Here is a 25,182-nt window from a genome sequence, read left to right on the forward strand (position 1 = left end):
CCGCACTTGAAGTAAACCTCAAGTGCGGTTTTTTATCTTCCGTTTGAAAGATTATTTTTTACTGATTTTGTTATCTAATGCGAATGCACCGGCGCCGGCAAATACAAAATATAAGAAGATAAAGCAGTATAAAAATGCGGTTTCACCGCCATTGGCTAATGGAAATAAGAAACCTTTAGGTGCATGGAACATGAAGTAAGCGACCGCCATTTGGCCACTTAGTAAGAAAGCGGAGACGCGAGTAAATAAACCTAAAATTAAGAGAATACCGAATACAAGCTCAATGATGCCACCTACGCCCATTAATGAAGCCAATTCCACAGCGCCATTGCCGCCAGTCATGGAAACAGGGAATTCCCAGAATTTTGCTGTTGCGTGCAACACAAAAGCATAGCCTGAAACGATACGTAATAAACCTAAAAAGTAGTTGCTGTATTTGTTTAAAAACATTTTTCCTTTCCTTAAATAGAAGTAATCAAAATTGAGGTTACATATGCTAACGATTAATCTTGAAGAAAAAAATGACTAAAAAAGAAAAGGATTTTTTCTTAATCGTTAATGAATATTATTTTTAGCCGCTTGGAGTGTTTGCAAAAATGCCTCACTTTCCATAAAACCGGTAATGCGCTGGGCTGCGATTTCTTTGCCTTCAGCATTAAAGAAAATCAGTGTCGGCAAGCCGGTTACCGCGAGCTGTTTCATTAAAGTGCGGTTGTTTTCGCTGTTGTTTGTCATGTCGATTCTTAACAGTAAAACTTCTTGTAATGCGGCTTGCACCTTTGAATCGGCAAAGGTTTTATGATCAAACTCTTTACAGGCGATACACCAATCTGCATAGAGATCCAGCATTGCCATGGATTTAGGATTTTGTGCTAATGCTTGTTGAAGTTCGTCGTAGCTGTGTACTTGTTGAAATTCAAGTGAATTTTGAACCGCACTTTGGGTTTCTGCCGGTTGTGCATGATTCTGCCATAGCCATGTTTGTAACGGCTGAGCGAGTGCCATGGCTGCGATGAGGGATACAATGCGGAAGAATAATCCGATGCCGGTGGAACGCATTTGCATAGCAAGCCAGACAAAGAAACTGACACCAAGTAATGCCCACAAACGCGGTTCCCAAACGGCAGGAAGAATACGGGAAAGTAAAAACACCGGTAACGCTAGCATGACAAAACCAAATGCGGTTTTCACGTTTTCCATCCAAGCGCCGGATTTCGGTAGGATTTTGTTACCGAATACGGTAATCAGAATGAGCGGTAACCCCATGCCAAGGGCTAATAAATACAAGGTTAATGCACCAATCACAAAATCCCCGGATTGAGCCACATACAGCAATGCACCGGAAAGTGGAGCGGAAGTGCAAGGGGATGCCACTAAACCGGCGATTGCGCCCATGGCAAATACACCGAAAAAGGCACCGCTCTTTTGTTGTTGACTGAGCTGAGTTAGTTTAGTTTGTAATGAGGAGGGCAGTTGTAAGGTAAATACACCGAACATTGAAAGCGCCAGCAAGGTGAAAACAAGTGACAATCCAATTAAGACATAGGGGCTTTGTAACGCCACTTGGAACGGTAAACCGATGAGTACAACCAATAAACCCAATAAAGTATAAGTTAATGCCATGCCTTGCACATACACGAAACTTAACGCCACGGCTCGCCATGTATTACTCTGTTCTGTTCGACTACCGATTACAATGGCCGATAACAAAGGAAGCATTGGGAGGACGCAAGGGGTAAAAGCCAATCCGATACCGAGGACAAAAAACCACAACATGGCATACTTGCTCTGAAATAGGCTGTCAGCAAGTTGATTTTGTTGTGATGATAAAACATCTGAATTTCCTGCCGCACTTTGCTGTCTTTTGGCTTCCATTGGGGCTGTCATCGCTTTTTGTGGGATGTCGCTGAGCGTAAATTGCTTGGTTTCCGGCGGATAGCAAAAGCCTTGGGTACAACCTTGGTAGGTAACGTCTAAAAGATCTTGCACGCCTTTATTTGGCAACGGTAACTTAAGGGCAAGCTGGTGTTTGAAAATATTTACTGTGCCGAAATAAGGATCTTGATACTGTTCCGCTGTAGTTAAAAATTGCGGTTGAACGTCAATTGGCTGACCGTTAAGTGAAAATTCCAGTTTGTCTTGGTAAAGATAGTAATTGTCGATAATTTGCCAATTCAACAAAATATTTTCATGCTGCTGTTCTGCATGCAGCTGAAATGCTTGATCCACCGGTAAAAATTTCGGTTTATTATTGAAGAGATCCGCAGCTTGTAGGCTCAATGTTGTGAGTAAACAGAACGCGAGAAGAAGATATTTTTTCATAAGATACAGTGATGATTTTCCATAAAATGGGGCACATTCTAGCACTACAGAAAACAAATTGCTGTAAAATATCGTCCTTTATGGTCGCGTTTTTTGTGAAATAAATTCGCAGTGAGCCGGCTTTATTAGAAGTCATATTATTGAGGGAATAAAATGAATATCACCGTTTATTGTGGTGCGGCATTGGGAAATGTACCGGCATATCAGCAGGCAACAATTGAGTTAGGTAAATGGCTTGCACAACATCATCATCGATTGATTTATGGTGGTGGCAAAGCAGGACTCATGGGATTGTTAGCAGATACCGTATTATCTCATGGTGGGGAAGTGATAGGCGTGATTCCCGCATTTTTACGAGAAAGGGAAGTTGCGCACAGTGGCTGTACAGAAATTATCGTGGTCAATTCTATGGCGGAACGGAAAGCAAAGATGTTGGCATTTGCTGATGCTTGTATTGCGTTGCCTGGTGGACCGGGAACACTAGAAGAAATCTGTGAAGTGTATTCTTGGTCGCGTATTGGACAAAATCCGCATCCTTGTATTTTATTTAACCAAAATGGTTTTTATGAACCGCTCAGAAGCATGTATCAAAGCATGGTAAATATTGGGTTCTTGAGTCAAACACATTTTGACAAATTGTTATTCAGCACAGATCTTCTTGAAATAGAAAAGTTTATTAAATCCTATCAAGCACCTGAAATAAGAACTTATTAGGTTTTTATTAAAGTGCGGTCAAAAATAACATTGTTTTTTATAAAAATTAATTATGCATTTTGGGTGTTTTTCTAAGTTGTTTTTGCTTATGTAAAGCTTGATTCAACACTTTTTTCTACCTCCTTATTTTTTTAATTAAAATAAGTTTGCTTGGATGGCGTTTTTTGTGTAACATGGCGCACATTGTTATTTTTCATCAAGAAATAAGGTTGTGTAAAATGAAAAAAGGGATTCATCCGGAAAATTATCGTACCGTTCTTTTTTATGATTCCAATGCTAAGCAAGGCTTTTTGATTCGTTCTTGTGCCAGAACCACAAATACTATGAAATGGGAAGATGGTAAAGAATATCCGGTATTTATGTGTGATACGTCCTCAGCATCACATCCATTCTATACCGGTAAAGTTAGACAAGTCGCCAATGAAGGTCGTGCCAGTGATTTTGCTAACCGTTATGGCAAGTTCAGTATCTTTAAATCAAAATAGGGAATGTTTATGCAAGTTTTATCTTCATTAAAAACAGCAAAAACTCGCCATCCTGGTTGTAAAGTGGTACGTCGTCATGGTGTTGTATATGTGATTTGTAAAGAAAACCCACGTTTTAAAGCGCGCCAGGGTGGTAAGAAAAAACGTTGATTCCTCTCGTATTTTAGCTTTGTGTGTAATTTTAGCTTAGTCCTTCAATAACATTGTTTATTGAAGGATTTTTTATTTGCTGAATCCTGTTGGTTTTATGATATAGATCACAAAATCAAATATGAATAAATTCTCATTTAATCGTTTTTGTTGTTAGAATTATGTTGCAATTATAAAATTCAGATTATGTGTTGTTAAATAACTGAATACCTAAGTAATAACTAAGAAAATGAAGGATTTGCTGATGCAAACACCACAAATTTTAATTGTTGAAGATGAGACGATTACCAGAAATACATTAAAAAGTATTTTTGAAGCCGAAGGATATGATGTTTTTGAAGCAGCTGATGGTTCCCAAATGCACCGAATTCTAGAGGCGGAAGACATTAATTTGGTCATTATGGACATTAATTTGCCGGGGAAAAATGGTTTGATGCTTGCTCGTGAGTTGCGTGAGAATGCAGATATTGCATTAATGTTTTTAACGGGCCGAGATAATGAAGTTGATAAAATTCTTGGTTTAGAAATTGGGGCCGATGATTACATTACCAAACCGTTCAATCCACGTGAATTAACGATTCGTGCACGTAATTTATTACAGCGTACAATGCAGGAAAATCAGCGTGCTCATCAAATCGAACAATATAAATTTAATGGTTGGACATTAGATTTAAATAGCCGTACTTTGGTTACGCCGGAAGGCGAAGAGCGTAAGCTACCACGCAGTGAATTTCGTGCTATGTTGCATTTCTGCGAAAATCCAGGAAAAATTCAAACCCGTGAAGAATTATTGAAAAAAATGACAGGACGTGAACTTAAGCCACAAGATCGCACGGTAGATGTCACGATTCGCCGTATTCGAAAACATTTTGAAGATCATCCTGATACACCGGAAATCATCACGACTATTCACGGAGAAGGTTATCGCTTCTGTGGAGAGTTAGAATAAAGGGAATCAGCGCATTGGGCGCTGATTTTTTTATCCCCAAAGAAAAAGTGCGGTGAGTTTTTTTTGCAGTTTTGATGTAACCGGAAATGACCGGATACATTTCACTCTTTAATCGTATCAAAAATCAACAAGTCGCCCTTATTGCCAAACGGGAGACAAATTATCCTTATTGTGTGCTTTTGCTATCTTTGCGTGGATTCGGTAGAATGTGCACCAATTTATGTTTAGTTTCCAATAGTATATGACCAAGAAAAAAGTAAAACCCGGTTCTAATACGATCGCGTTAAATAAACGTGCGAGACACGATTATTTTATTGAGGATGAAATTGAGGCAGGTCTTGAATTGCAAGGTTGGGAAGTGAAATCTATGCGCGCCGGCAAAGCAAATTTAAGTGATAGTTATGTTATTTTTAAAAATGGTGAAGCCTTTTTATTTGGTGCGAGTATTCAACCCTTAAGTGTAGCATCGACGCATGTCGTATGTGACCCAACCCGTACCCGTAAATTATTGCTGAAACAACGTGAATTAGATTCTTTGTTCGGCAAAGCAAACCGTGATGGATTTACGCTAATCGCTCTTTCTTTATATTGGAAAGGTGCATGGGCAAAAGTCAAAATTGGCTTGGCGAAGGGTAAGAAACAACAGGATAAGCGAGAAGATATTAAAGAACGCGAGTGGAAAGTAGCAAAAGAGCGAATCATGAAAAATGCGCGAAAAGGCTAGTTTTCTCTGCGGTAATTCATAAAAAAAGTGCGGTCAAAAAACACGTAGATTTTTGACCGCACTTTTTATATCAGATTAAGGTTTGTAGATAATTTCTACGCCTTCCTCATCTTCTTCTGACCAGTCATCCCAGTCGTTATCATCTTCATCATCAAAATCAGCATTTTCTAATTGCTCTTGATGGTAATCTTCCCATTTGAATTTGACTTCTTCATTTTCTACCGGCGTTTCTTCCGTTTCACGTGGATGCGCTTCTAGGAAGTCCATGATATCACGACACAATTGAGGAACATTTTTACCCGCCGCAGCAGAGATCAAATAATAATCTTCTTCCCAGCCTAAGCGTCCAGCAATTTCTTCTGCACGTTCATGCGCTTCTTCGTCGCTCATGGTATCGATTTTGTTGAACACCAGCCAACGTGGTTTATCCGCTAAGGATTCACTGTATTGGAATAGCTCAGATTCGATAATTGCTACGTTATCTGCTGGATCAGAATCGTCAATCGGATTGATGTCTACCAAATGAATTAATACGCGACAGCGTTCTAAGTGTTTCAAGAAACGAATACCTAATCCGGCACCTTCTGATGCACCCTCAATTAACCCGGGAATGTCTGCGATAACGAAACTGCGATTATCATCTACTTTCACCACGCCGAGACTTGGCACTAAGGTGGTAAACGGATAATCAGCGACTTTTGGTTTGGCAGCAGAAACCGCACGGATAAAAGTGGATTTACCGGCATTTGGTAAACCAAGCATACCGACATCGGCGAGCAACATTAATTCTAATAGTAAATCGCGTTTTTCTCCCGGTGTCCCCATGGTTTTTTGACGTGGCGCACGGTTAATAGAGGATTTGAAACGAGTATTACCTAATCCATGATAACCACCTTTGGCAACTAATAATCTCATGCCATTTTTGGTTAAATCACCGATAATTTCTTGAGTGTCGTTATCAATAGCGCGCGTTCCTACCGGTACACGTAAAGTAATATCTTTGCCTCGATGTCCGGTACAGTTTGCACTGCGCCCGTTTTCACCGCGTTCGGCGGCAAAGCGTTTTTCAAAACGGTAATCGATAAGCGTATTGAGGTTTTCGTCAGCGATTAAATAAACGTCACCACCATCACCACCATCGCCGCCATCAGGGCCGCCTTTAGGAATATATTTTTCACGACGGAAACTGGCACAGCCGTTGCCTCCATCACCTGCTTCGACACGAATCAAAGCTTCATCAATAAATTTCATTCAACTTCTCCAAAATACTGAAAATTACTACCGCACTTTTGGTCGAGCAGGAAATAACTTTTGCCCGATGGCGGATAAAATTGCCCCGCATACTACAATAAACGCACCGATATAGCTAATAGTATTTAGTTCAGGGGCGGCAAAATCTGTTGGGTCGATATAGTGAGCAAAGTGTGCAAATAAAATGGTAAACAACGGAACCAAGGTAATGACCACGCTGACTTTTGACACTTCCCAACGGTTTAATGCTTCAGCATAAGCACCATAACCAAATAGCGTATTTAAACAACAGTAAATTAAGCAACCAAGGCTGATAGGCGTTAGGCCTTGTACTTGCGAGAATTTAGCGAAAGGCGTAAAGACAAGGGTGCAACCGAAATAAATCATCAGTAAAATTTGTTGTGAGCTGAATTTTCTTAGCATGAGTTTTTGTGCCATACCGTAGGCAACCCATATTAAGGACGCGCTAATGCTGAGGAAAACCCCCGTGGAGTAGGTATTTAAGTCGTGGAAGATTTCTAGCCGATCATTAAAGAATAAACCTAATCCAATGATTAATAGGGCTAAACCGGCTTTTTGGTGTATCCCTAATTTTTCTTTAAAAATCACAACGCCACAAATGAGCATACCAAAAGACGATAAATGGATAAAAATTTGTGCAACGGAAGGTTCAATGTAATTGAGTGAGCTATTAAATAAGAAGAAATTACCGGCTAATCCTAGTACGCCAACCATAACTAACGTACTGTAATAACCCAGTTTTGATATGTTGGGCAACGCTTTTTTGTAACCAAGGAGTAAGAGGATAACAACACTGGCAACGATAAAGCGATACCAAACAATGGTTTCCACATTCATGGCAGAAACCACTTGCTTTAACGCAATAGGCAAAGACCCCCACGCCATGGCGGTGATCAGGGCAAAAAGAAAACCTAACATAGGTTGTTGTTTCATGATTTTACCTACAAAAAAGCCCTGCATTGAGCAGGGCGTTTTATTCTGTTTTATAAAATTATTCAGTAACAATACTTACGTATTTACGGCTTTTCTCGCCTTTTACTTCAAATTTTACTTTACCATCGGCTGTCGCGAATAAGGTGTGGTCACGTCCCATTCCAACGTTGTTGCCCGCGTGGAATTTAGTACCACGTTGACGAACGATGATGCTACCTGCTAATACAGATTCACCACCGAAACGTTTAACACCAAGACGTTTAGCTTCAGAATCACGACCGTTACGAGTTGAACCACCAGCTTTTTTAGTTGCCATCTACTTGATCTCCTCTGAAATTATGCTTGAATCCCAGTGATTTTCACTTCTGTGAACCACTGACGATGACCTTGTTGTTTACGGCTGTGTTTGCGACGACGGAATTTAACGATTTTAATTTTATCGCCACGACCTTGTGCAACTACTTCAGCCACTACTTTTGCACCAGCAACTACTGGGGCACCGATTTTAACATCTTCACCATTAACGACCATCAACACTGAATCGAATTCAACTGTTGCGCCAGTTGCAAGTTCAAGTTTTTCTAAACGAACTACTTGACCTTCGCTCACACGGTGTTGTTTACCGCCACTTTGGAAAACTGCGTACATAAATACTCCGCTATAATTGTGCTCTAATGTTGTTTCATTTCACACATAAAATTCATATAAATAGGGCGCAAATTCTACGTAAAAATTTAGGGGATAGCAAGAACTTATTTACGATAAAATAAAAAAATTGGCAATTTAGGTAGTTTAATTTCAGAAAGGGGGAAAAATCGGGTAGAATCAACCACACTTTCGTTTTGAATTTCATCTACTTCCCCTAATTTTAAGTGGCTTAATTATAGAAATGAATACAACAAACTTAATGGATATGAAGGCAATCCAGGCGTTAAGCCAAGCGGATATGCAAAAAGTGAACGAATCAATTTTAGTCCAGCTGAACTCAGATGTGGTGCTGATTAATCAATTGGGATTCTACATCGTACAAGGCGGTGGCAAACGCATTCGTCCCTTAATCGCTGTGTTGACGGCAAGAGCCTTGGGTTTTGAAGGGGCAAAAGCCATTACCTGTGCCACTTTTGTCGAATTTATTCATACGGCATCTTTGTTGCATGATGATGTCGTTGATGAATCGGATATGCGTCGCGGACGTGCCACGGCAAATGCGGAGTTTGGTAATGCTGCAAGCGTGTTAGTGGGCGATTTCATTTATACCCGTGCGTTCCAATTAGTTGCTCAGCTGGAATCGTTAAAAATTTTGCGCATTATGGCGGACGCCACCAATGTGTTGGCAGAAGGCGAAGTGCAACAATTAATGAACGTGAACGATCCGCAAACCAGCGAAGAAAATTATATGCGGGTAATTTACAGCAAAACCGCCCGTTTATTTGAAGTGGCTGCCCAGGCAGCGGCAATTATTGCCGGCGGCAGTGAGGCGCAGGAACAGGCGCTGCAAAGTTATGGACGTTATCTCGGCACGGCATTCCAGTTGGTGGATGATGTGTTAGATTACAGCGCCAATGCCGAAGCGCTCGGGAAAAATGTGGGTGATGATTTAGCCGAAGGCAAACCGACCCTTCCTTTATTACATGCGATGCACCACGGTAATGCAGAACAAGCTGCGTTAATTCGCGAAGCCATCGAACAAGGTGGAAAACGTGAGGCCATTGATGAGGTGTTAGCTATTATGGCAGAACATAAATCCCTCGATTACGCGATGGATCGCGCTAAACAAGAAGCACAAAAAGCCGTTGATGCGATTCAGATTCTGCCGGAAAGCGAGTATAAACAAGCATTGATTTCCTTAGCGTATTTATCCGTGGATAGAGCATATTAATGAAAAAGCGACTCCTAACATGTTTGTTGTGCTTTTTTAACCAGTCAGTTTTATCAGCCGATTTTTCCTGCGCAGAACCAAATGGCGCATCTAAAATGGTGACGTTTTTCAACCAAATTGATAATCATCACATGGAAAGCGGTTTGTTACCGCCCAATGAAAAACTCGTTCGAACCGATAATTCACAGATGTGGGAATATACAAATAAGGCGAATACAAAGGCTGTACTCGAAGTAAAGTCTGCTGATACGCCGAAGTTTTTTGTGTTTTCACTTTATAATCCAAAAGGTTCAACAATATTTGTTTATAAATGTATCGAAATTCTTCAGGCTAAATAATCATGACAGAACAACAATCTCAAAGTGCGGTCGGTTTTCAACATAAAACGCGCAAACAAAAGCAGCGCAAAGATCCGAACGCACCTTTTATCCGTGAAAAACTGGAATTGCCCGAAGGGCATAATAAACTGCTTTTGCATTCCTGTTGCGCGCCTTGTTCAGGGGAAGTGATGGAAGCCATCTTGGCGTCCGGTATTGAATTTACGATTTATTTCTACAACCCAAATATCCACCCGTTAAAAGAATATTTGATCCGCAAGGAAGAAAATATTCGTTTTGCACAGAAATTTGGTATTCCGTTTATTGATGCCGATTACGATCGTCAAGAATGGTTTGATCGTGCTAAAGGCATGGAGTGGGAGCCGGAGCGCGGCATTCGTTGTACCATGTGTTTTGATATGCGTTTTGAAAAAGCGGCTGAATATGCCCATGGACACGGTTTCCCGGTGTTCACCAGTTGCCTTGGCATTTCTCGCTGGAAAGACATGGAGCAAATTAACGGTTGCGGTCATCGTGCGGCAGAAAAATATGATGATGTGATCTATTGGGATTACAACTGGCGTAAAGAAGGTGGCTCACAACGGATGATTGAAATCAGTAAACGTGAGCGTTTTTATCAGCAAGAATATTGCGGTTGCGTTTATTCTTTGCGTGATAGTAATAAATGGCGCGAGCAAACCGGTCGCCAGAAAATTGAAATCGGTAAACTTTATTACTCACCGAATCAGTAAGTCATTCCATGTATTGTTTCATGGCAGATAAATTTCAGGCAAAGCTTGCTTTTCTAGTGTTTATCTGCCTTTTCTTTCTTCTCTTCAATTGCTATTTCTTCTACCTCCAACAGGTAAAATTCTGCGAAAAATCTGCTTTTTTACTAGCGGGAAAAAGCGCAACTCGGTAGAATAGCCAGTCAATTTTTATGAACCATTAGAGTAAATTTTAGCCAGTATGACGCAAAAACTACATATTAAAACTTGGGGCTGCCAGATGAATGAATACGATTCATCTAAAATGGCGGATTTATTACACAGTACGCACGGTTTAGAACTCACCGAGGTGCCGGAAGAAGCAGATGTTTTATTACTAAATACCTGTTCTATTCGTGAAAAAGCACAGGAAAAAGTTTTTCATCAATTAGGTCGTTGGAAAGAATTAAAGAAAAATAACCCGAATTTATTGATTGGTGTAGGTGGTTGTGTAGCATCGCAGGAAGGCGAACACATTCGCACCCGCGCGCCTTATGTGGATATTGTTTTTGGGCCGCAAACGTTGCATCGTTTACCGGAAATGATTAATCAAATTCGTGGCGGGAAAAGCTCCGTTGTGGATATTAGCTTCCCAGAAATCGAAAAATTTGACTGTTTACCGGAGCCTCGTGCTGAAGGCCCAACCGCGTTTGTTTCTATTATGGAAGGCTGTAATAAATACTGTACTTACTGCGTAGTGCCTTATACACGCGGCGAGGAAGTCAGCCGTCCGGTGGATGATATTTTATTTGAAATTGCGCAGTTAGCCGCACAGGGCGTGCGTGAAGTGAACTTACTAGGTCAAAATGTGAACGCTTATCGTGGGCCGACATTTGACGGTGAAATTTGTACTTTTGCGGAATTATTACGTTTAGTTGCTGCCATTGATGGTATTGACCGCTTACGTTTTACGACGAGCCATCCAATCGAATTTACCGATGATATTATCGATGTTTATCGTGATACGCCGGAGCTCGTGAGTTTCCTTCATTTGCCGGTGCAATCCGGTTCAGACCGTGTGTTAACCATGATGAAACGCGGACATACAGCGCTTGAATACAAATCCATTATTCGCAAACTCAAAGCAGTACGTCCGAATATTCAAATCAGTTCTGACTTCATTGTGGGCTTCCCGGGAGAAACAAAGGAAGATTTCGAGCAGACCATGAATCTGATCGCCCAAGTGAACTTCGACATGAGTTTTAGCTTCATTTATTCTGCACGACCAGGTACGCCGGCGGCAGATTATCCTGACGATGTCACCGAAGACGAGAAAAAACAACGTTTATATTTGTTGCAACAACGTATCAATAACCAAGCAGCACAATTCAGCCGTGCGATGTTGGGCACGGAGCAACGTGTATTAGTGGAAGGTCCATCGAAGAAAGATATTATGGAATTAACCGGTCGTACGGAAACCAACCGTATTGTGAATTTCCAAGGCACGCCGGAAATGATCGGGAAGTTTGTCGATATTAAAATCACGGACGTATTCACGAACTCTTTACGTGGTGAAGTGGTGCGCACCGAAGATCAAATGGGCTTACGTGTGTTGCAATCGCCGCAAGCAGTGATTAACCGCACCCGTAAAGAAGATGAACTGGGTGTGGGTCGTTACACAGGCTAATGCATCTTATAAAAATGAAAAAACCTCGCGATATTGGCGAGGTTTTTTATTGTGTTTATTTTGCCTTTTCGAGGAAAATTAAATATTCCTCTAACATTTCAATGGCTTCCAAACAACGGGCGCGACGTTGTTCCAGCTGTTCTAATTTGAGTCGGCTAAACGAAACGTCTTCCCTTTGTGCCTTATTTAGTTCATCTTTCTCATGCTGAATTTTTTCATTAAAAGAAGCTAAATATTCATAATATTTGGCCAGACGTTCGCGCGGTGGCAGGGTGTGTACAGGATGTTGACGTTTATTTTGCAGTTTATTTTCTTCTTTAACGGGAAAGAGTTGAGCATTTTGCTGTTGACGCGTTAAGGCATCAGAAAGTGCGCTGCATTGTGCGGAGAGTTTTTGCGTGTAAAACTGCCATGCTTCAATGTTATCGCTTTCAATCTTTTCAAGCTGTATAAGCGTGTGTTCGATCTGCGCAAAATAAAATGCCGTTTTTTGCCAATTTTCCGTAAACAGATTGGGTGAAAATTTGGTGTAAACAATCTCTTCTTTTTGCGTGGCGTAATGCGCGAAGAAATGCTCAAGACTTTGTTTTAGGCGCTGAATAGATGTGTTGTTCATAGGCATAAGGAAGAAAAGTGCGGTAGAAAATTTACGTGTTTTTCCGACCGCACTTTTAGGGTTAGAGAGTCATTGCTGCAAGCCAGCCAAAGGCTAACAACGGAATGTTATAGTGAATGAAGGTAGGTACAACAGAATCCCAAATGTGGTCGTGTTTACCGTCCATATTCAAACCGGATGTCGGCCCTAAGGTGGAGTCGGAAGCCGGTGAACCCGCATCACCTAATGCTGCCGCAACGCCCACGATAGACACGGTGGCAAGTGGGGAGAAGCCGAAAGACAAACAAAGCGGCACATAAATCGAGGTGATGATTGGCACCGTAGAGAAGGAAGAGCCGATCCCCATGGTGATCAACAAGCCGACGAATAACATTAAGAACGCTGCAAGTCCTTTACTTTGTAAGCCTTGCCCTAAAGTTTGCACTAAGTCTGTTACGCCACTGGTGGTATTAATCACATTAGCGAAGCCGGACGCGGCGATCATCACAAAGCCGATCATTGCCATTAGGCGTAAGCCTTGTTGGAAAATATCGTTACTTTCTTTTAGCTTGAAAATGCCGAACACGGCAAAAATGACTAAACCGACCAAACCACCGATGATAGTAGAGCTTGTCACTAATTGTGTGGTGAAGGTTGCCACAATCGCGATAAGGCTGGCGGTGATTTGTTTTGGTGTAATGTTAGCAATGTGTTGCTCAATGTCTTGTGTTGTTGGTTCTGCTGTGGTGACACTGTATTCACGAGGTTTGCGATAAGTGATAAATACGGCAGTCAATAAGCCTAAAATCATTCCAATTACGGGAATCATCATGGCAAGGGAAACTTCACTGACGGTTGTTTGTAATCCCAATGGCGCACCAACATGATTAATATTTTTTACCAAAATGCTTTCAATAAAGATTTTACCGAAACCCACCGGTAATAACATATAGGTGGCGGTTAAACCAAAAGTGAGGACACAGGCCACAGCGCGGCGGTCAATTTTCAGTTTGTTGAACACGGCAAGTAGCGGCGGAACCACAATTGGAATAAACGCAATGTGCACCGGTAACAGGTTTTGTGATGAAATCGAGAATAAGACCAGAATCCCCAATAAGGCATATTTGAACATGGCAATCCCATTGGCAGAGGGGGTTTTGTTCATGCGGGTAATCACTTTATAGGCGAGTAAATCAGTGATGCCGGATTTGGAGATGGCAATGGCAAAGGCACCGAGCATGGCATAGTTCATTGCCACTTCAGCACCTCCACCAAGTCCACCGGTAAAGGCTTCAATGGTTTTTGTGAGACCTAGGTCACCAATTAAACCTGCGGTGAGGGCAGAAATAACCAAGGCTATGACCACGTTAATTCGCAGCAAGCTGAGCACCAGCAAGACCGCGATAGAAATAACAACTGGGTTGGTAAGCATTTTTTTGTCCTTATGATTTAAGTTATTGATAATTTACTAGAGAAATAAAATTTGTCTAATAAAATCATGGGTTAATTTCTAAGGCATTTATTTTTACGGTAAAAAAACAAACCCCTCGAAAGTCAACTTCCGAGGGGCTTAAAGGGATAGCGTTTTATTCGTGCCTGCTCGGAAGTCATCTTCCAAGCACACCAAATACCTGAAAGATCATTCAGTTGCGTGGTGATGATGGTGACGACGAATAAAGCGCATTTGGGAATCTCCTATGTGAATTGCTTTTTAAGCTACTTCAAAAAAAATTTTACTGCAAGTGTTTTTTCAAAAAAAATGTAAAGTGCAGTCGATATTTTTAATTTTCTGCCACCACATGTGGAAAACCACCCAAGTGTTTTAAATGATTCACCATATAACAAAACAGCTCTGCTGTGCGTTCTGTATCATATAATGCAGAATGGGCTTGTTGGTTGTCAAAAGGAATTTGGGCCGCTTGGCAGGCTTTTACTAATACGGTTTGTCCGAACATAAAACCGCTTAATGTGGCGGTATCAAAAGTGGAAAACGGATGGAATGGGTTGCGCTTGGCATTCATACGTTGCGCCGCTGCCATCACAAATCCATGATCGAATGACGCATTATGCGCGACGATGATTGAACGTTGGCAGTCTGCGTCTTTTTGTGCCTTACGTACCATTTTAAACATCTCGCTGATAGCGATATTTTCACTCACGGCTCCGCGTAAAGGATTATCGATGTCGATACCGTTAAATTTGATAGATTCAGGATCGATGTTAGCGCCTTCAAAGGGCTGAATGTGAAAATGACATTTTTGGTCCGGTACTAAGTTGCCGGCGTCGTCCATTTTTAGGGTAATGGCTGCCAGTTCTAATAGCGCATCGGTTTTGGCATTTAAGCCGGCGGTTTCCACATCGATTACTACCGGTAAATAACCGCGAAATCGGTGTTTTAGTAAGTTGTAATTAATTGCTTTTGGGGCTTCAGACATAGCTTATCCTAAAAATAAAACGTGGATTATCGTTTATAATCCACGTTAAAAAACACTTGAATTTTTTACCGCACTTTAGCGGGTAACTTAGTTGCCTAAGCCGGCTTGTGCGCTTTGATTTTCGATGAATTCAATTTTGTAACCGTCCGGATCTTCTACGAAAGCGATCTCGGTTTTACCGCCTTTCACCGGGCCCGGTTCGCGAGTAACATTCCCGCCCGCCTTGCGCACAGCTTCACAGGTCGCATAAATATCATCTACACCAATAGCGATATGACCGTAAGCATTACCTAAATCATATTTCTCTACGCCCCAGTTATAGGTTAATTCCAATACGGACGCTTTGTCTTCATTATCGTAACCTAAAAATGCCAGAGAATATTGGTATTCCGGATTTTCACTGGTACGCAATAAACGCATGCCCAATACATCTTGATAAAACTGGATAGAACGTTGTAAATCGCCGACGCGCAACATGGTATGTAAAATTCGCATGATATTCTCCATTAAATAAAATCTCGCCAATTATGCCACAGAATCATGGACTTTTCTTTGGAAAATAAAAAGGATTAAGCCCAGTTGAACTTAATCCTTCAAAATAAATTTAAAAAACGCAGTAAAATCTCACCGCACTTTTCAGGTTTAGAACGTGTAGTTTACACTTAAACGAACATCACGACCCAGTTCAGGCAAGGTGGATACCCCTGCGCGTTGGCTGTGGCTGCGATAGTATTTGTTGAATGCATTGTTTAATGCAAGGTTGATATTCACGCTTTCAACCGGTTTCCATGTGATATAGAAATCGTTGACGCCATAGCCCGGACGTTTTGTGGTGGTTGCACCACCGCCACGGTTTTGGGTGGTAGAATCATAGCTGGTATGTTGTACAAAGCGGCCTTTCCAACCGATTTCAACGTCAGGTTGTTCGAAGTGGTAAGACACACCGGTGGTCCAAGTACGACCGATCGGAATGGCGGTTACAGTGCTATCCACGGTTCTGCCGTCTAATTCCGGCTTGCTGTAAGCTACACCAGCACGCAAGGTTAAGCCTTCGTATTTATAGGCTGCACCTAATTCATAACCATGATTTCTTAATTTGCCTGCATTTTGGATTTCATAATAACCTGGTCTGATTTGCGTAAAGGCGTGCGTATCTTGGATCGTTTGCCAGAAATAACTTCCGTTCAAAGAAAGGCTGTCGGCTAATTTATAGTTGAAGCCTACTTCCGCGTTGCGCGATCTTTCCGGTTTAATGTTATTGGCAATGGAATACACTGCAGGTTTTCCTCGAGTCGATCCTGAAGAAAGCATGACTTCAAAGAAACGAGGACTTCGGGTAGCGTAGTTTAAGCTGGTATTTAAACTTAAATCATTGGTCACTTCATAAATTAAACCGACACTTGGGTTTAGGTTTCCTTTACTGGATTTTGAACCGTCCATTGCACGGAATGAGAAATGATCATAACGTAAGCCGGTGGTTAAGGTGAACGCGCCTAAGCCCCAGATACCTTCCGCATAAACACCCACATCACGTTTCTTTTGGGTCTTCATTTGGACGCCGTTTTGAACGGTAAGTGAGTTAGGCTTACCTTCTTGATCGCGGTAATTGATACCGTATTTGATTAAGTGAGATTCACCGACGGGAGAATCCAAGTTTAAGTTTGCACCATTAGCAATTAAACGGGTTCTGGAACGTTCGCTTGGCTCTTCACGACTAATTACACTGCGCCATACATTAGCCTTAGCATTGCTAATAAAGCCCATGTTTTTGCCGGTCCATTCAATCTTGCTAGTATCGTTTGTGGTGATGCGATAGCGAGGGGCGTTATTGGCAGTATTTATAATTTTTTTTCCATCACGATCTAAAACATACCAAATATTTCCTTCTTGGCTTAATGTATAGCCGTTTGCACGCTGTTCTCTTGTTAGAGTCGGTGGATTGCCGTTTTGCGCACTGGCGGTTAACCAATCTTGCGAAAAGTCAAACTCTTCACGAAGTGCGCGAACGCCGTAATGACGCTCTTGACGATGGCTTAATTCGATACGTTGATCTTCAGTAATATCAACCCCAACTTTGGCGAGTAAACCACGTTGATGTAATGCACTGTTTTGAACTTTTGTACCACCTTCCAAATTACGGAAATTATGGCCGCCTTTATAGTCGCTTTCATTTACCCAATTACCGGAAAGTAATACATCCATCGCTTGGGCGCGTGAATAAACGGTTACTCCTTTACTCCAGCCCTTGTTTGAGCTCACACCTGCATTTACCTTAAAACCAATGTCTTGACCGTCTTTTAGCAAATCTTTTGCGCTCACGGTTTCTGCCACGATAGCACCGCTGGTTGCACCAATGCCGGCACTGGCTGAGCCGGTCCCTTTTTGCACGCTCACTTTCTTGAATAGTGCCGGGTCAAACATGAAACGGCCTTGGTGGTGGAAAAGTTGGGCGTCGGTATAAGCATCATCTACTTTCACATCCACTTGATCTTGTCCCATCCCGCGAATGGTGAACCATTGTGATGTGCCGCGACCACCGCCAAAGTTAATCGCCGGTTCGTCTTTTAATAAACCTTTTAGTTCGGTTTCCGTGCTGCGATTAATTGATTCTGTTGTAATCACATTGGTTTTACTTTTGGCACCGGTATTTTCAGACACCACGTTAATGATCTCTAAATTTTCCGCATAAACTGCAGTGGTAACTAACATTGCGAGGGGAAGCAATGAAAAATGTTTACGCATAAATGCTCCTCTAAAGGTTGATGAAAGATGAAATTTACAGCGTGGCAATTTAACGTATTCGCTTAATTTATGCAAATGATAATTATTCTTGATAGAAAATTATTTCTAATGGTATTTTATGAATAAGAATATGTATGGTTTTTGTTAAAAGAGACGTAAACCGGAATCACTATTGGTATGAAGAAATAATAAACGTGAGAAGGAAAATACCGCAAAATCTCACCGCACTTTTGCTTTTTCTCATAAAAATTGACTAAAATTCCTTAACTTTTCACTGCTGATTGAAAGGAAACGAAAATATGAATCGAACAGGGTTATTCAACTTATCTTGGGAACGTTATCTTAATTTATTGTTTCTCTTGTTAACGGTTGGTTTTCTTAGTAGTGGTGTCGTCACATTCATTGCTGCAAACTGGGATTATCTTTCTGATTTAACGAAGATTTATGGGTTACAAACACTGCTTTTAGTCACGGTGGCCTTGGGTATTTATTGCTTTATTCGAGAGAGCCATCGACAAGCCAAAGAAAAATTGAAGTGGAAGACATATAGCCTTTTTTTTGTTGCTTCTGTCTTGATTGGCGGTTTGTTTGCCTTAGTTGGACAAACCTATCAAACGGGGGCTGATGCATGGCAGCTATTTGCTGTTTGGACACTTTGCCAACTTCCATTTTTATTATTGTTTCCAAATGTGGCTTCTGCATTATTATTTGCCGCCACTGCCAACATTGCGTTTTATTTGTTTAATGAGCAAAACTCAAATAATTCAATGTGTTATGCCTTGCTTGTGAATGCAGGGTTACTCGTGATATCAGAATTATTTAGTAAAACTTTTCATGATCAATATTGGCGCATTTTACCTAAAGTATTTTTAGTACTGACTTTTGCCAGTTTATTTGGTTTAACAACAATTTATGATGTGTACTTTTATGCTTATGCTTGGGTTGAACTTGGTCGTTCATCACTCGGTTTTTTGCAAATTGCTATTCCTGCCTTGATTGCATTTTATGTATATCAAAAATATCGATTTGATTTTATTAATTTAATTATTTCAGTCATAGCATTACTTGGTGCTTATTACTTTTTGGCTTATTTTTTGATTCGTGGTTTCGATGAGGGGGTAATTTTAGGATTAGTAGGCTTTATTTTTACTATAATGGCAATTAATTTTTTGTTAAAACTTTATAAGCGAGAATATCCAAATAATAAGAAATCCCATTGGGCGATTTCAATATTATGGGTGATAGCCTTATTGATAGCGGTAGCGACGATAGGCGTTTGGTTATTCTTTTCTTTAGGTTTAGAGGAGTCTAGTGCATTCATTATTGGCGTTCTTTTATTTGGTATAGCTTGGTTGCTTACCTTAAATAAAGATAAAAATGAATACACTACAATTTTTACGGGTTTATTTTTTCTGATCGCAAACAGTTTTTTAGGATTCTATTTGTTTGTTAAATTTGATAATCCTTTTCTTTTATTAGGATATGAATTTAGCGAAGATTCAAATCTCGGTATCTTTATCTCTACACTGATTTTTACAGTCATTATTATCGTTAGCTACAAATTGATGCCAAATTCTTTAGTAAGGCTTCTACTGGTTATCCAACTTCTCGTTTATTGGCAAATTTCCTATGATATCTATTTCCATAGTTATAGCTTGAATAACACATGGTTTAATAAAATCCAGCTACTGAGTTCGATTGTACTCTTTTATTGGATCATGGGGCCTCATCAATCAGAACGAATTTATTTAAAGCCCATTGCCTGGGGGATGGTGTTATTCTCTCTATGGAGCTCTGCACCATCGTATATGACGTTTCCTTTGGTAGATTACGATATTATTGATACAGATGTTTTAAGTGATGTTATGACATCAGACATAGTGAGCCTTGATAATGTATTGCAAATTTTAAGTGGAGAATTTTGGTCACACTTCCGGTTTGATGTTAGCCATATCTTATATTTACTTATCTGTGCATTACCATTAGTTGTCTATGCATTGATGAATAAGTACAGCAAGGTTAAATATACGGAAGTTTTGTTAATTCTCTTCGCATTAACCTTGTTTGTATTAGGTTTTGTTGGGGCACCAGCTATTTTATATTTAACAGCGTTATTATTGCTCGTTTATTGGACGGATAGTCGCGCTTTTTTCGGACTTTTGATCATTATTTTTATTATTCATTTAAGCGGATTTTATTACCAATTGAGCATTCCATTGCTCTATAAAGGAGTGTTGTTAGTAAGTTTTGCTATTATTTTTGCGATTATCGCTTTATTCTTGCATGCACGTTATAAAACCCCTTCGCAAAGTGCAGTTGAAAACTATCCTATTTTTAAAGCTCCGATTGGGCTTGTCGGCGTATTTGTGATTGCGTTATTGGGGGCTGTGAACTATAAAGTGCAACAATTTGAAGATGTGTTGGCTACAGGTAAACCTGTTGTCTTAAAAATTGTTCCCGCGGATCCTCGTTCATTAATGCAAGGCGATTATATGGTATTGGATTATGCTATTTTATCTGAATTGCAGCAAAGTCAGTTTTCACCTGAATCGAATGAATCTAATGAAACCACAGGTATAGATGAATTAAGTCCTTCAGGGAAAAAAGCGTATATCCTTGTTCATCTTGATAAAAATCATGTTGCGACATTCTGTGAGGCGCAATCAGAGACACCAACAGATTTTAAACATTGCACCCCAAATGTTTATTTACCAGTTCGCTATAAATATTGGTCACCTAAATTACCAAGTCAGGAATATTTCTTTGCGGAGGGAAAAGAGCGATATTATGCGCAGGCAGAGTACGCCGAATATCGTTTTAAAAACGGTGTTTTATTGCTTGCCCGCCTGCTGGATCAGGATTTAAACCCTTTATAAAAATGGGAATAAGATCGTTGATAGATAAGAAAAAAGTGCGGTGGGTTTTTCAAACGTTTTACGTCCACTGCACTTTTTTATTTTTAGCTTGCGCTTATTTCATCGCAATCATGGAACCGAAGTTAAAGCATTGAAACCAAAGCTCCACATGCGAAAAGCCGACATTTTTTAATCGCGCTTTATGGGTTTCAATGCTGTCTGTGCGCATCACATTTTCAAGTGCGGTGCGTTTTTGGCTCACTTCTAATTCGCTGTAACCGTTGGCGCGTTTAAATTGATGGTGGAGATCAATCAGTAAGTTGTTGGTTTGCTCGTCTTCAAAACGGAATTTTTCTGACATCACCAATACGCCGTTTGGATTTAATCCTTGATGAATTTTTTCTAACAACGCCACGCGATCTTGTGGTGGCAGAAATTGCAGGGTGAAATTCAAAATCACCATGGATGCGTTTTTGATCTCAATGTGGCGAATGTCGTCACAGAGAATCTCGACCGGAATGTCGCTGTGGTAGGCGGCGATATGTTGACGGCAACGTTCTACCATCGGTTGGGAATTGTCCACCCCGATAATTTTCACATTAGGTTGGTTGATATGACGACGAGCGGAAAGGGTTGCCGCGCCACGGGAACAACCTAAATCATAGACATGGCTATTTGCCGTAACAAAACGTTCGGCAAGCATACCGATGGCGGTAATAATATTGGAATAGCCCGGCACAGAGCGTTGGATCATGTCGGGAAAGACTTCCGCGACGCTTTCGTCAAACGTAAAATCGCCCAATTTTTCAATGGGCGCAGAGAATAGGGTATCTTTCATATTTTTTGCGATGCAATAATTTGAAATAAAAAGTGCGGTTATTTTAGAGAAAGTTTTTAACGGCGCAAATAAATTTCGCTTTCCAATTCAAAAGCCCAGGCAATTTCCGTATAATCGCACGGTTAATTTCTCTTTAATGATCCAGAATATAATAAGGAATAAAAAATGATGCGTTCACATTATTGCGGTGCGTTAAACCGCGCAAATATCGGTCAGGAAGTAACATTAAGCGGTTGGGTTCATCGCCGCCGCGATTTAGGTGGGTTGATCTTTATTGATATGCGCGATCGTGATGGCATCGTGCAAGTGTGTTTTGACCCGAAATACCAAGATGCCTTGACCGCGGCTGCCGGTTTGCGTAACGAATTTTGTATTCAAATCAAAGGTGAAGTGATTGCTCGTCCGGACAACCAAATCAATAAAAACATGGCGACCGGTGAAGTGGAAGTGTTGGCAAAAGCATTGAAAATTTACAATGCCTCCGATGTGTTGCCGTTAGACTTCAACCAAAACAACACGGAAGAACAACGCTTAAAATACCGTTATTTGGATTTACGTCGTCCGGAAATGGCGCAACGTTTGAAAACCCGTGCGAAAATCACCAGTTTTGTACGTCGTTTCATGGATGACAACGGTTTCTTAGACATTGAAACCCCAATGCTAACCAAAGCTACACCGGAAGGTGCGCGCGACTATTTAGTGCCAAGCCGTGTGCATAAAGGCAAATTCTATGCATTGCCACAATCACCACAGCTTTTCAAACAGTTGCTCATGATGTCCGGTTTTGATCGTTATTATCAAATCGTGAAATGTTTCCGTGACGAAGATTTGCGTGCGGATCGTCAACCGGAATTTACCCAAATCGATGTGGAAACCTCTTTCCTGACAGCGCCTGAAGTGCGTGAGATTATGGAACGCATGGTGCACGGTTTATGGCAAAACATCATTGGTGTGGATTTAGGCAAATTCCCTGTGATGACTTGGCACGAAGCGATGAATCGTTTTGGCTCCGACAAACCGGATTTGCGTAACCCACTGGAACTAGTGGACGTTGCAGACATCGTTAAAGCGGTGGATTTCAAAGTGTTCCAAGGTCCCGCCAATGATCCGAACGGTCGTGTGGCGGTCATTCGCGTACCAAATGGCAGCGAAATTACGCGTAAACAAATTGATGAATACACTCAATTTGTTGGTATCTACGGTGCGAAAGGTTTAGCTTGGGCGAAAGTGAATAATATCAATGCGGGACTTGAAGGCGTTCAAAGCCCGATTGCGAAATTCTTAAATGAAGACGTATGGAAAGCGTTATCAGAACGTGTAAAAGCACAAAACGGCGATATCTTGTTCTTCGGCGCAGACAAATGGCAAACCACCACAGATGCCATGGGCGCATTACGTTTGAAACTGGGTCGTGATCTCGGTTTAACCCGTTTAGACGAATGGCAACCGCTTTGGGTCATTGATTTCCCAATGTTTGAACGTGATGATGAAGGCAATTTGGCGGCAATGCACCACCCATTCACATCGCCGCGTGATTTCACACCGGAACAATTGGAAGCGGATCCAACAACTGCGGTGGCGAATGCTTACGATATGGTCATCAACGGCTACGAAGTCGGCGGCGGTTCTGTACGTATTTTCGATCCGAAAATGCAACAAACGGTATTCCGTATTCTTGGCATCAACGAACAAGAGCAACGCGAAAAATTTGGCTTCTTGTTGGATGCATTGAAATTCGGCACACCGCCACACGCAGGTTTGGCGTTCGGTTTAGATCGTTTAACCATGCTTTTAACCGGCACTGAAAATATCCGTGATGTGATTGCGTTTCCGAAAACGACGGCAGCGGCGTGCTTAATGACCGAAGCGCCAAGTATTGCGAATCTACAGGCATTAGCTGAGTTGAGTATTCAGGTTGTAAAAGCTGAGTAAATTTGAAATTTGAATAATAGAGTGCGGTCAATTTTGACCGCACTTTCTTTTTTAGATAAAAAATTTTATCTACTAAAATAAATTGCTTTTTTGGTGTGATAACTTGCCTTGCCTCTTGGTTTTGAAGTTATTAACTGAAATTTTCAATAAATCAAAATTTTATTCTTTTATTTCCCTTTGGGTAGAATTTTATTTTCTTTACTGAGTTGTGAAATTCTATTATAAATGAGTCCTTTCCCGCATTTATGCTTAATTTATAAGAGAGAATTTTATGAGTGAAGTTTCAAATTCAGTAGAAAAATCCACGTGGGCGACTAAATTTGCTGCGTTGGGCCCAGGCATCGTTATGGCATCTGCTGCCGTTGGCGGTTCGCATATTATCGCGTCCACCCAAGCGGGTGCGATTTATGGTTGGGAATTAGTGAGCATCGTAATTCTTGCGAATTTATTCAAATATCCTTTCTTCCGTTTCGGCGTGCAATATACCTTAGATACCGGCAATACCTTGTTGGAAGGTTACCGCCAAAAAGGTAAATTTTATTTGTGGCTATTCCTTGCATTAAATATTTTTGCCACCGTGATTAACACCGCCGCGGTAGGTTTGTTAACCGCAGCCATTTTAACTTTCGTGATCCCTATTCCATTGCCAATGCCGGTCCTCAGTTTATTGGTGATCGGTGTGACAACCGGCATTTTACTGTTAGGGAAATATCGCTTATTAGACAGCTTGTCCAAAATTATCATGATCGCCTTAACTGTGACAACAGTCAGTGCTGTCGTGATTGCATTCATGCGTAACGGTATGCAAGGTGTTGCACCGGCAGATTTCGTTGCGCCTTCCCCGTGGGAATTAAGCAAATTGGCATTTTTGGTGGCGTTAATGGGCTGGATGCCGGCGCCGATTGAAATTTCTGCGATTAACTCCATGTGGGTGGTGGCAAAACGTCGCTTGACCAAAGTGTCTTATCAAGACGGTTTGTTTGACTTTAACGTGGGTTACATTGGCACAGCGATTTTAGCCGTTGTGTTCTTAGCACTTGGCGCATTAGTACAATTCGGTTCGCCTGAAACCGTAGAAATGGTGGGCGGTAAGTATATCGCGCAATTAATCAATATGTATGCCAGCACCATCGGTGAATGGGCGCGCTTATTGATCGCAGTGATTGCCTTCATGTGTATGTTTGGTACAACCATCACCGTTATCGACGGTTATTCCCGTACTAATGTTGAATCCTTGCGTTTATTACTTGGTAAACACGAAAGCACCGTAAAAACCTTAAACATTGCCATGGTGCTTGCGGCCGCCTCCGGTTTAGCCATTATTTTCTACTTTAATAACGCCGTTGGCCCGATGTTGAAATTCGCGATGATCGCATCCTTTGTTTCTGCGCCGGTGTTTGCATGGTTGAACTTATCCTTAACCATGAAAGCGAAACACAGCGTGAAAGGCGGATTATTGTGGTTATCCTTTATCGGCTTATTCTACTTAACCGCGTTTGCCGCACTCTTTATTGCACAGCAAGCCGGCTGGTTAGGCTAAAAATTTTTCTAAAAATGACCGCACTTTAAGGACTTCTTTAAAGTGCGGTTCTTTTTTACGTTGTTTTGCGTGAAAATACATAGCGAACTTTTTATTTGCGTGGATA

The 25,182-nt window shown here is 41.1% G+C and carries 24 protein-coding genes and 1 other annotated feature; of the genes, 12 read left to right on the forward strand and 12 right to left on the reverse strand.

The window, feature by feature from the left end:
• Nucleotides 1–51 precede the first annotated feature (51 nt).
• Nucleotides 52–450, reverse strand: coding sequence for a DoxX family protein (locus ACO5E4_RS01080; RefSeq protein WP_109128112.1), 399 nt, complete (start codon nucleotides 448–450; stop codon nucleotides 52–54).
• Between the two features lie 105 nt (nucleotides 451–555).
• A complete protein-coding gene (locus ACO5E4_RS01085) occupies nucleotides 556–2,322 on the reverse strand; it encodes a protein-disulfide reductase DsbD (RefSeq protein WP_485861761.1) in 1,767 nt (588 codons plus the stop codon).
• A gap of 153 nt (nucleotides 2,323–2,475) precedes the next feature.
• Here ACO5E4_RS01085 and ACO5E4_RS01090 point away from each other — a divergent pair, with 153 nt between their 5' ends.
• The 5 genes from ACO5E4_RS01090 (at nucleotide 2,476) to smpB (ending at nucleotide 5,344) form a co-directional block, all read left to right on the forward strand.
• On the forward strand, nucleotides 2,476–3,036 hold the full coding sequence (locus ACO5E4_RS01090; protein ID WP_485861762.1) for an LOG family protein: 561 nt from the start codon (nucleotides 2,476–2,478) through the stop codon (nucleotides 3,034–3,036).
• 218 nt (nucleotides 3,037–3,254) lie between these two features.
• On the forward strand, nucleotides 3,255–3,521 hold the full coding sequence (locus tag ACO5E4_RS01095; protein WP_314956350.1) for a type B 50S ribosomal protein L31: 267 nt from the start codon (nucleotides 3,255–3,257) through the stop codon (nucleotides 3,519–3,521).
• A 9-nt stretch (nucleotides 3,522–3,530) separates the two neighbouring features.
• Nucleotides 3,531–3,671 (forward strand): type B 50S ribosomal protein L36, encoded by a 141-nt coding sequence (gene ykgO / locus ACO5E4_RS01100; RefSeq protein ID WP_006719061.1) that lies wholly within the window; start codon nucleotides 3,531–3,533, stop codon nucleotides 3,669–3,671.
• A 244-nt stretch (nucleotides 3,672–3,915) separates the two neighbouring features.
• Nucleotides 3,916–4,620 (forward strand): two-component system response regulator ArcA, encoded by a 705-nt coding sequence (gene arcA, locus ACO5E4_RS01105; protein WP_314956355.1) that lies wholly within the window; start codon nucleotides 3,916–3,918, stop codon nucleotides 4,618–4,620.
• A 241-nt stretch (nucleotides 4,621–4,861) separates the two neighbouring features.
• Nucleotides 4,862–5,344, forward strand: a complete 483-nt coding sequence (gene smpB / locus ACO5E4_RS01110; RefSeq protein WP_109128109.1) for an SsrA-binding protein SmpB — start codon at nucleotides 4,862–4,864, stop codon at nucleotides 5,342–5,344.
• Nucleotides 5,345–5,419: 75 nt separating this feature from the next.
• Here smpB and cgtA read toward each other — a convergent pair whose 3' ends face one another.
• Genes cgtA through rplU form a run of 4 tightly spaced genes read right to left on the reverse strand, consistent with a single transcriptional unit; the run spans nucleotide 5,420 to nucleotide 8,197 of the window.
• Complete coding sequence (gene cgtA, locus ACO5E4_RS01115; protein WP_485861763.1) at nucleotides 5,420–6,595, reverse strand: Obg family GTPase CgtA; 1,176 nt, start codon at nucleotides 6,593–6,595, stop codon at nucleotides 5,420–5,422.
• Between the two features lie 27 nt (nucleotides 6,596–6,622).
• Nucleotides 6,623–7,549, reverse strand: coding sequence for a DMT family transporter (locus ACO5E4_RS01120; protein WP_485861764.1), 927 nt, complete (start codon nucleotides 7,547–7,549; stop codon nucleotides 6,623–6,625).
• A gap of 58 nt (nucleotides 7,550–7,607) precedes the next feature.
• On the reverse strand, nucleotides 7,608–7,865 hold the full coding sequence (rpmA, locus tag ACO5E4_RS01125; RefSeq protein ID WP_005539872.1) for a 50S ribosomal protein L27: 258 nt from the start codon (nucleotides 7,863–7,865) through the stop codon (nucleotides 7,608–7,610).
• 20 nt (nucleotides 7,866–7,885) lie between these two features.
• Nucleotides 7,886–8,197 (reverse strand): 50S ribosomal protein L21, encoded by a 312-nt coding sequence (gene rplU / locus ACO5E4_RS01130; protein ID WP_006719042.1) that lies wholly within the window; start codon nucleotides 8,195–8,197, stop codon nucleotides 7,886–7,888.
• A gap of 259 nt (nucleotides 8,198–8,456) precedes the next feature.
• Between rplU and ispB the strand changes: the two genes are divergently transcribed.
• The 4 genes from ispB to miaB all read left to right on the forward strand — a co-directional run bounded on the left by ispB (nucleotide 8,457) and on the right by miaB (nucleotide 12,139).
• Nucleotides 8,457–9,428: an octaprenyl diphosphate synthase gene (gene ispB / locus ACO5E4_RS01135; RefSeq protein WP_485861815.1), complete on the forward strand. Its 972-nt coding sequence runs from the start codon at nucleotides 8,457–8,459 to the stop codon at nucleotides 9,426–9,428.
• Nucleotides 9,428–9,766 carry a hypothetical protein gene (locus tag ACO5E4_RS01140; RefSeq protein WP_314956470.1) on the forward strand — a complete coding sequence of 113 codons (339 nt, stop codon included), beginning with the start codon at nucleotides 9,428–9,430 and terminating at the stop codon, nucleotides 9,764–9,766. Before ispB ends, ACO5E4_RS01140 begins: the two co-directional genes overlap by 1 nt.
• A 2-nt stretch (nucleotides 9,767–9,768) precedes the next feature.
• Nucleotides 9,769–10,497 carry an epoxyqueuosine reductase QueH gene (locus ACO5E4_RS01145; protein WP_485861765.1) on the forward strand — a complete coding sequence of 243 codons (729 nt, stop codon included), beginning with the start codon at nucleotides 9,769–9,771 and terminating at the stop codon, nucleotides 10,495–10,497.
• Nucleotides 10,498–10,714: 217 nt separating this feature from the next.
• Entirely contained in the window at nucleotides 10,715–12,139 is a 1,425-nt protein-coding gene (miaB, locus tag ACO5E4_RS01150) for a tRNA (N6-isopentenyl adenosine(37)-C2)-methylthiotransferase MiaB (protein ID WP_485861766.1), read from the forward strand.
• Nucleotides 12,140–12,194: 55 nt separating this feature from the next.
• Here miaB and priC read toward each other — a convergent pair whose 3' ends face one another.
• The 5 genes from priC to ACO5E4_RS01175 all read right to left on the reverse strand — a co-directional run bounded on the left by priC (nucleotide 12,195) and on the right by ACO5E4_RS01175 (nucleotide 17,911).
• The gene (gene priC, locus ACO5E4_RS01155) at nucleotides 12,195–12,755 is read right to left on the reverse strand and encodes a primosomal replication protein PriC (RefSeq protein ID WP_485861767.1); all 561 of its coding nucleotides are present in this window, start codon (nucleotides 12,753–12,755) and stop codon (nucleotides 12,195–12,197) included.
• Nucleotides 12,756–12,816: 61 nt separating this feature from the next.
• Nucleotides 12,817–14,166: a Na+/H+ antiporter family protein gene (locus ACO5E4_RS01160; RefSeq protein WP_485861768.1), complete on the reverse strand. Its 1,350-nt coding sequence runs from the start codon at nucleotides 14,164–14,166 to the stop codon at nucleotides 12,817–12,819.
• Nucleotides 14,167–14,269: 103 nt separating this feature from the next.
• Nucleotides 14,270–14,398 (reverse strand) — a sequence feature (His leader region).
• A gap of 117 nt (nucleotides 14,399–14,515) precedes the next feature.
• Nucleotides 14,516–15,169 carry a ribonuclease T gene (gene rnt / locus ACO5E4_RS01165; protein ID WP_485861769.1) on the reverse strand — a complete coding sequence of 218 codons (654 nt, stop codon included), beginning with the start codon at nucleotides 15,167–15,169 and terminating at the stop codon, nucleotides 14,516–14,518.
• A gap of 87 nt (nucleotides 15,170–15,256) precedes the next feature.
• A complete protein-coding gene (gloA, locus tag ACO5E4_RS01170) occupies nucleotides 15,257–15,664 on the reverse strand; it encodes a lactoylglutathione lyase (protein ID WP_485861770.1) in 408 nt (135 codons plus the stop codon).
• 147 nt (nucleotides 15,665–15,811) lie between these two features.
• Nucleotides 15,812–17,911: a TonB-dependent receptor domain-containing protein gene (locus ACO5E4_RS01175; protein WP_485861771.1), complete on the reverse strand. Its 2,100-nt coding sequence runs from the start codon at nucleotides 17,909–17,911 to the stop codon at nucleotides 15,812–15,814.
• Nucleotides 17,912–18,210: 299 nt separating this feature from the next.
• Between ACO5E4_RS01175 and ACO5E4_RS01180 the strand changes: the two genes are divergently transcribed.
• A complete protein-coding gene (locus tag ACO5E4_RS01180) occupies nucleotides 18,211–20,787 on the forward strand; it encodes a GDYXXLXY domain-containing protein (RefSeq protein WP_485861772.1) in 2,577 nt (858 codons plus the stop codon).
• A gap of 94 nt (nucleotides 20,788–20,881) precedes the next feature.
• Here ACO5E4_RS01180 and cmoA read toward each other — a convergent pair whose 3' ends face one another.
• The gene (cmoA, locus tag ACO5E4_RS01185) at nucleotides 20,882–21,604 is read right to left on the reverse strand and encodes a carboxy-S-adenosyl-L-methionine synthase CmoA (protein ID WP_485861773.1); all 723 of its coding nucleotides are present in this window, start codon (nucleotides 21,602–21,604) and stop codon (nucleotides 20,882–20,884) included.
• A 165-nt stretch (nucleotides 21,605–21,769) separates the two neighbouring features.
• Between cmoA and aspS the strand changes: the two genes are divergently transcribed.
• Together aspS and ACO5E4_RS01195 are read left to right on the forward strand one after the other, a co-directional pair.
• Nucleotides 21,770–23,536 (forward strand): aspartate--tRNA ligase, encoded by a 1,767-nt coding sequence (gene aspS / locus ACO5E4_RS01190; RefSeq protein ID WP_485861774.1) that lies wholly within the window; start codon nucleotides 21,770–21,772, stop codon nucleotides 23,534–23,536.
• 271 nt (nucleotides 23,537–23,807) lie between these two features.
• The gene (locus tag ACO5E4_RS01195) at nucleotides 23,808–25,076 is read left to right on the forward strand and encodes an NRAMP family divalent metal transporter (protein ID WP_109860026.1); all 1,269 of its coding nucleotides are present in this window, start codon (nucleotides 23,808–23,810) and stop codon (nucleotides 25,074–25,076) included.
• Nucleotides 25,077–25,182: the final 106 nt, after the last annotated feature.

The sequence above is a fragment of the Aggregatibacter sp. genome (assembly GCF_057314075.1).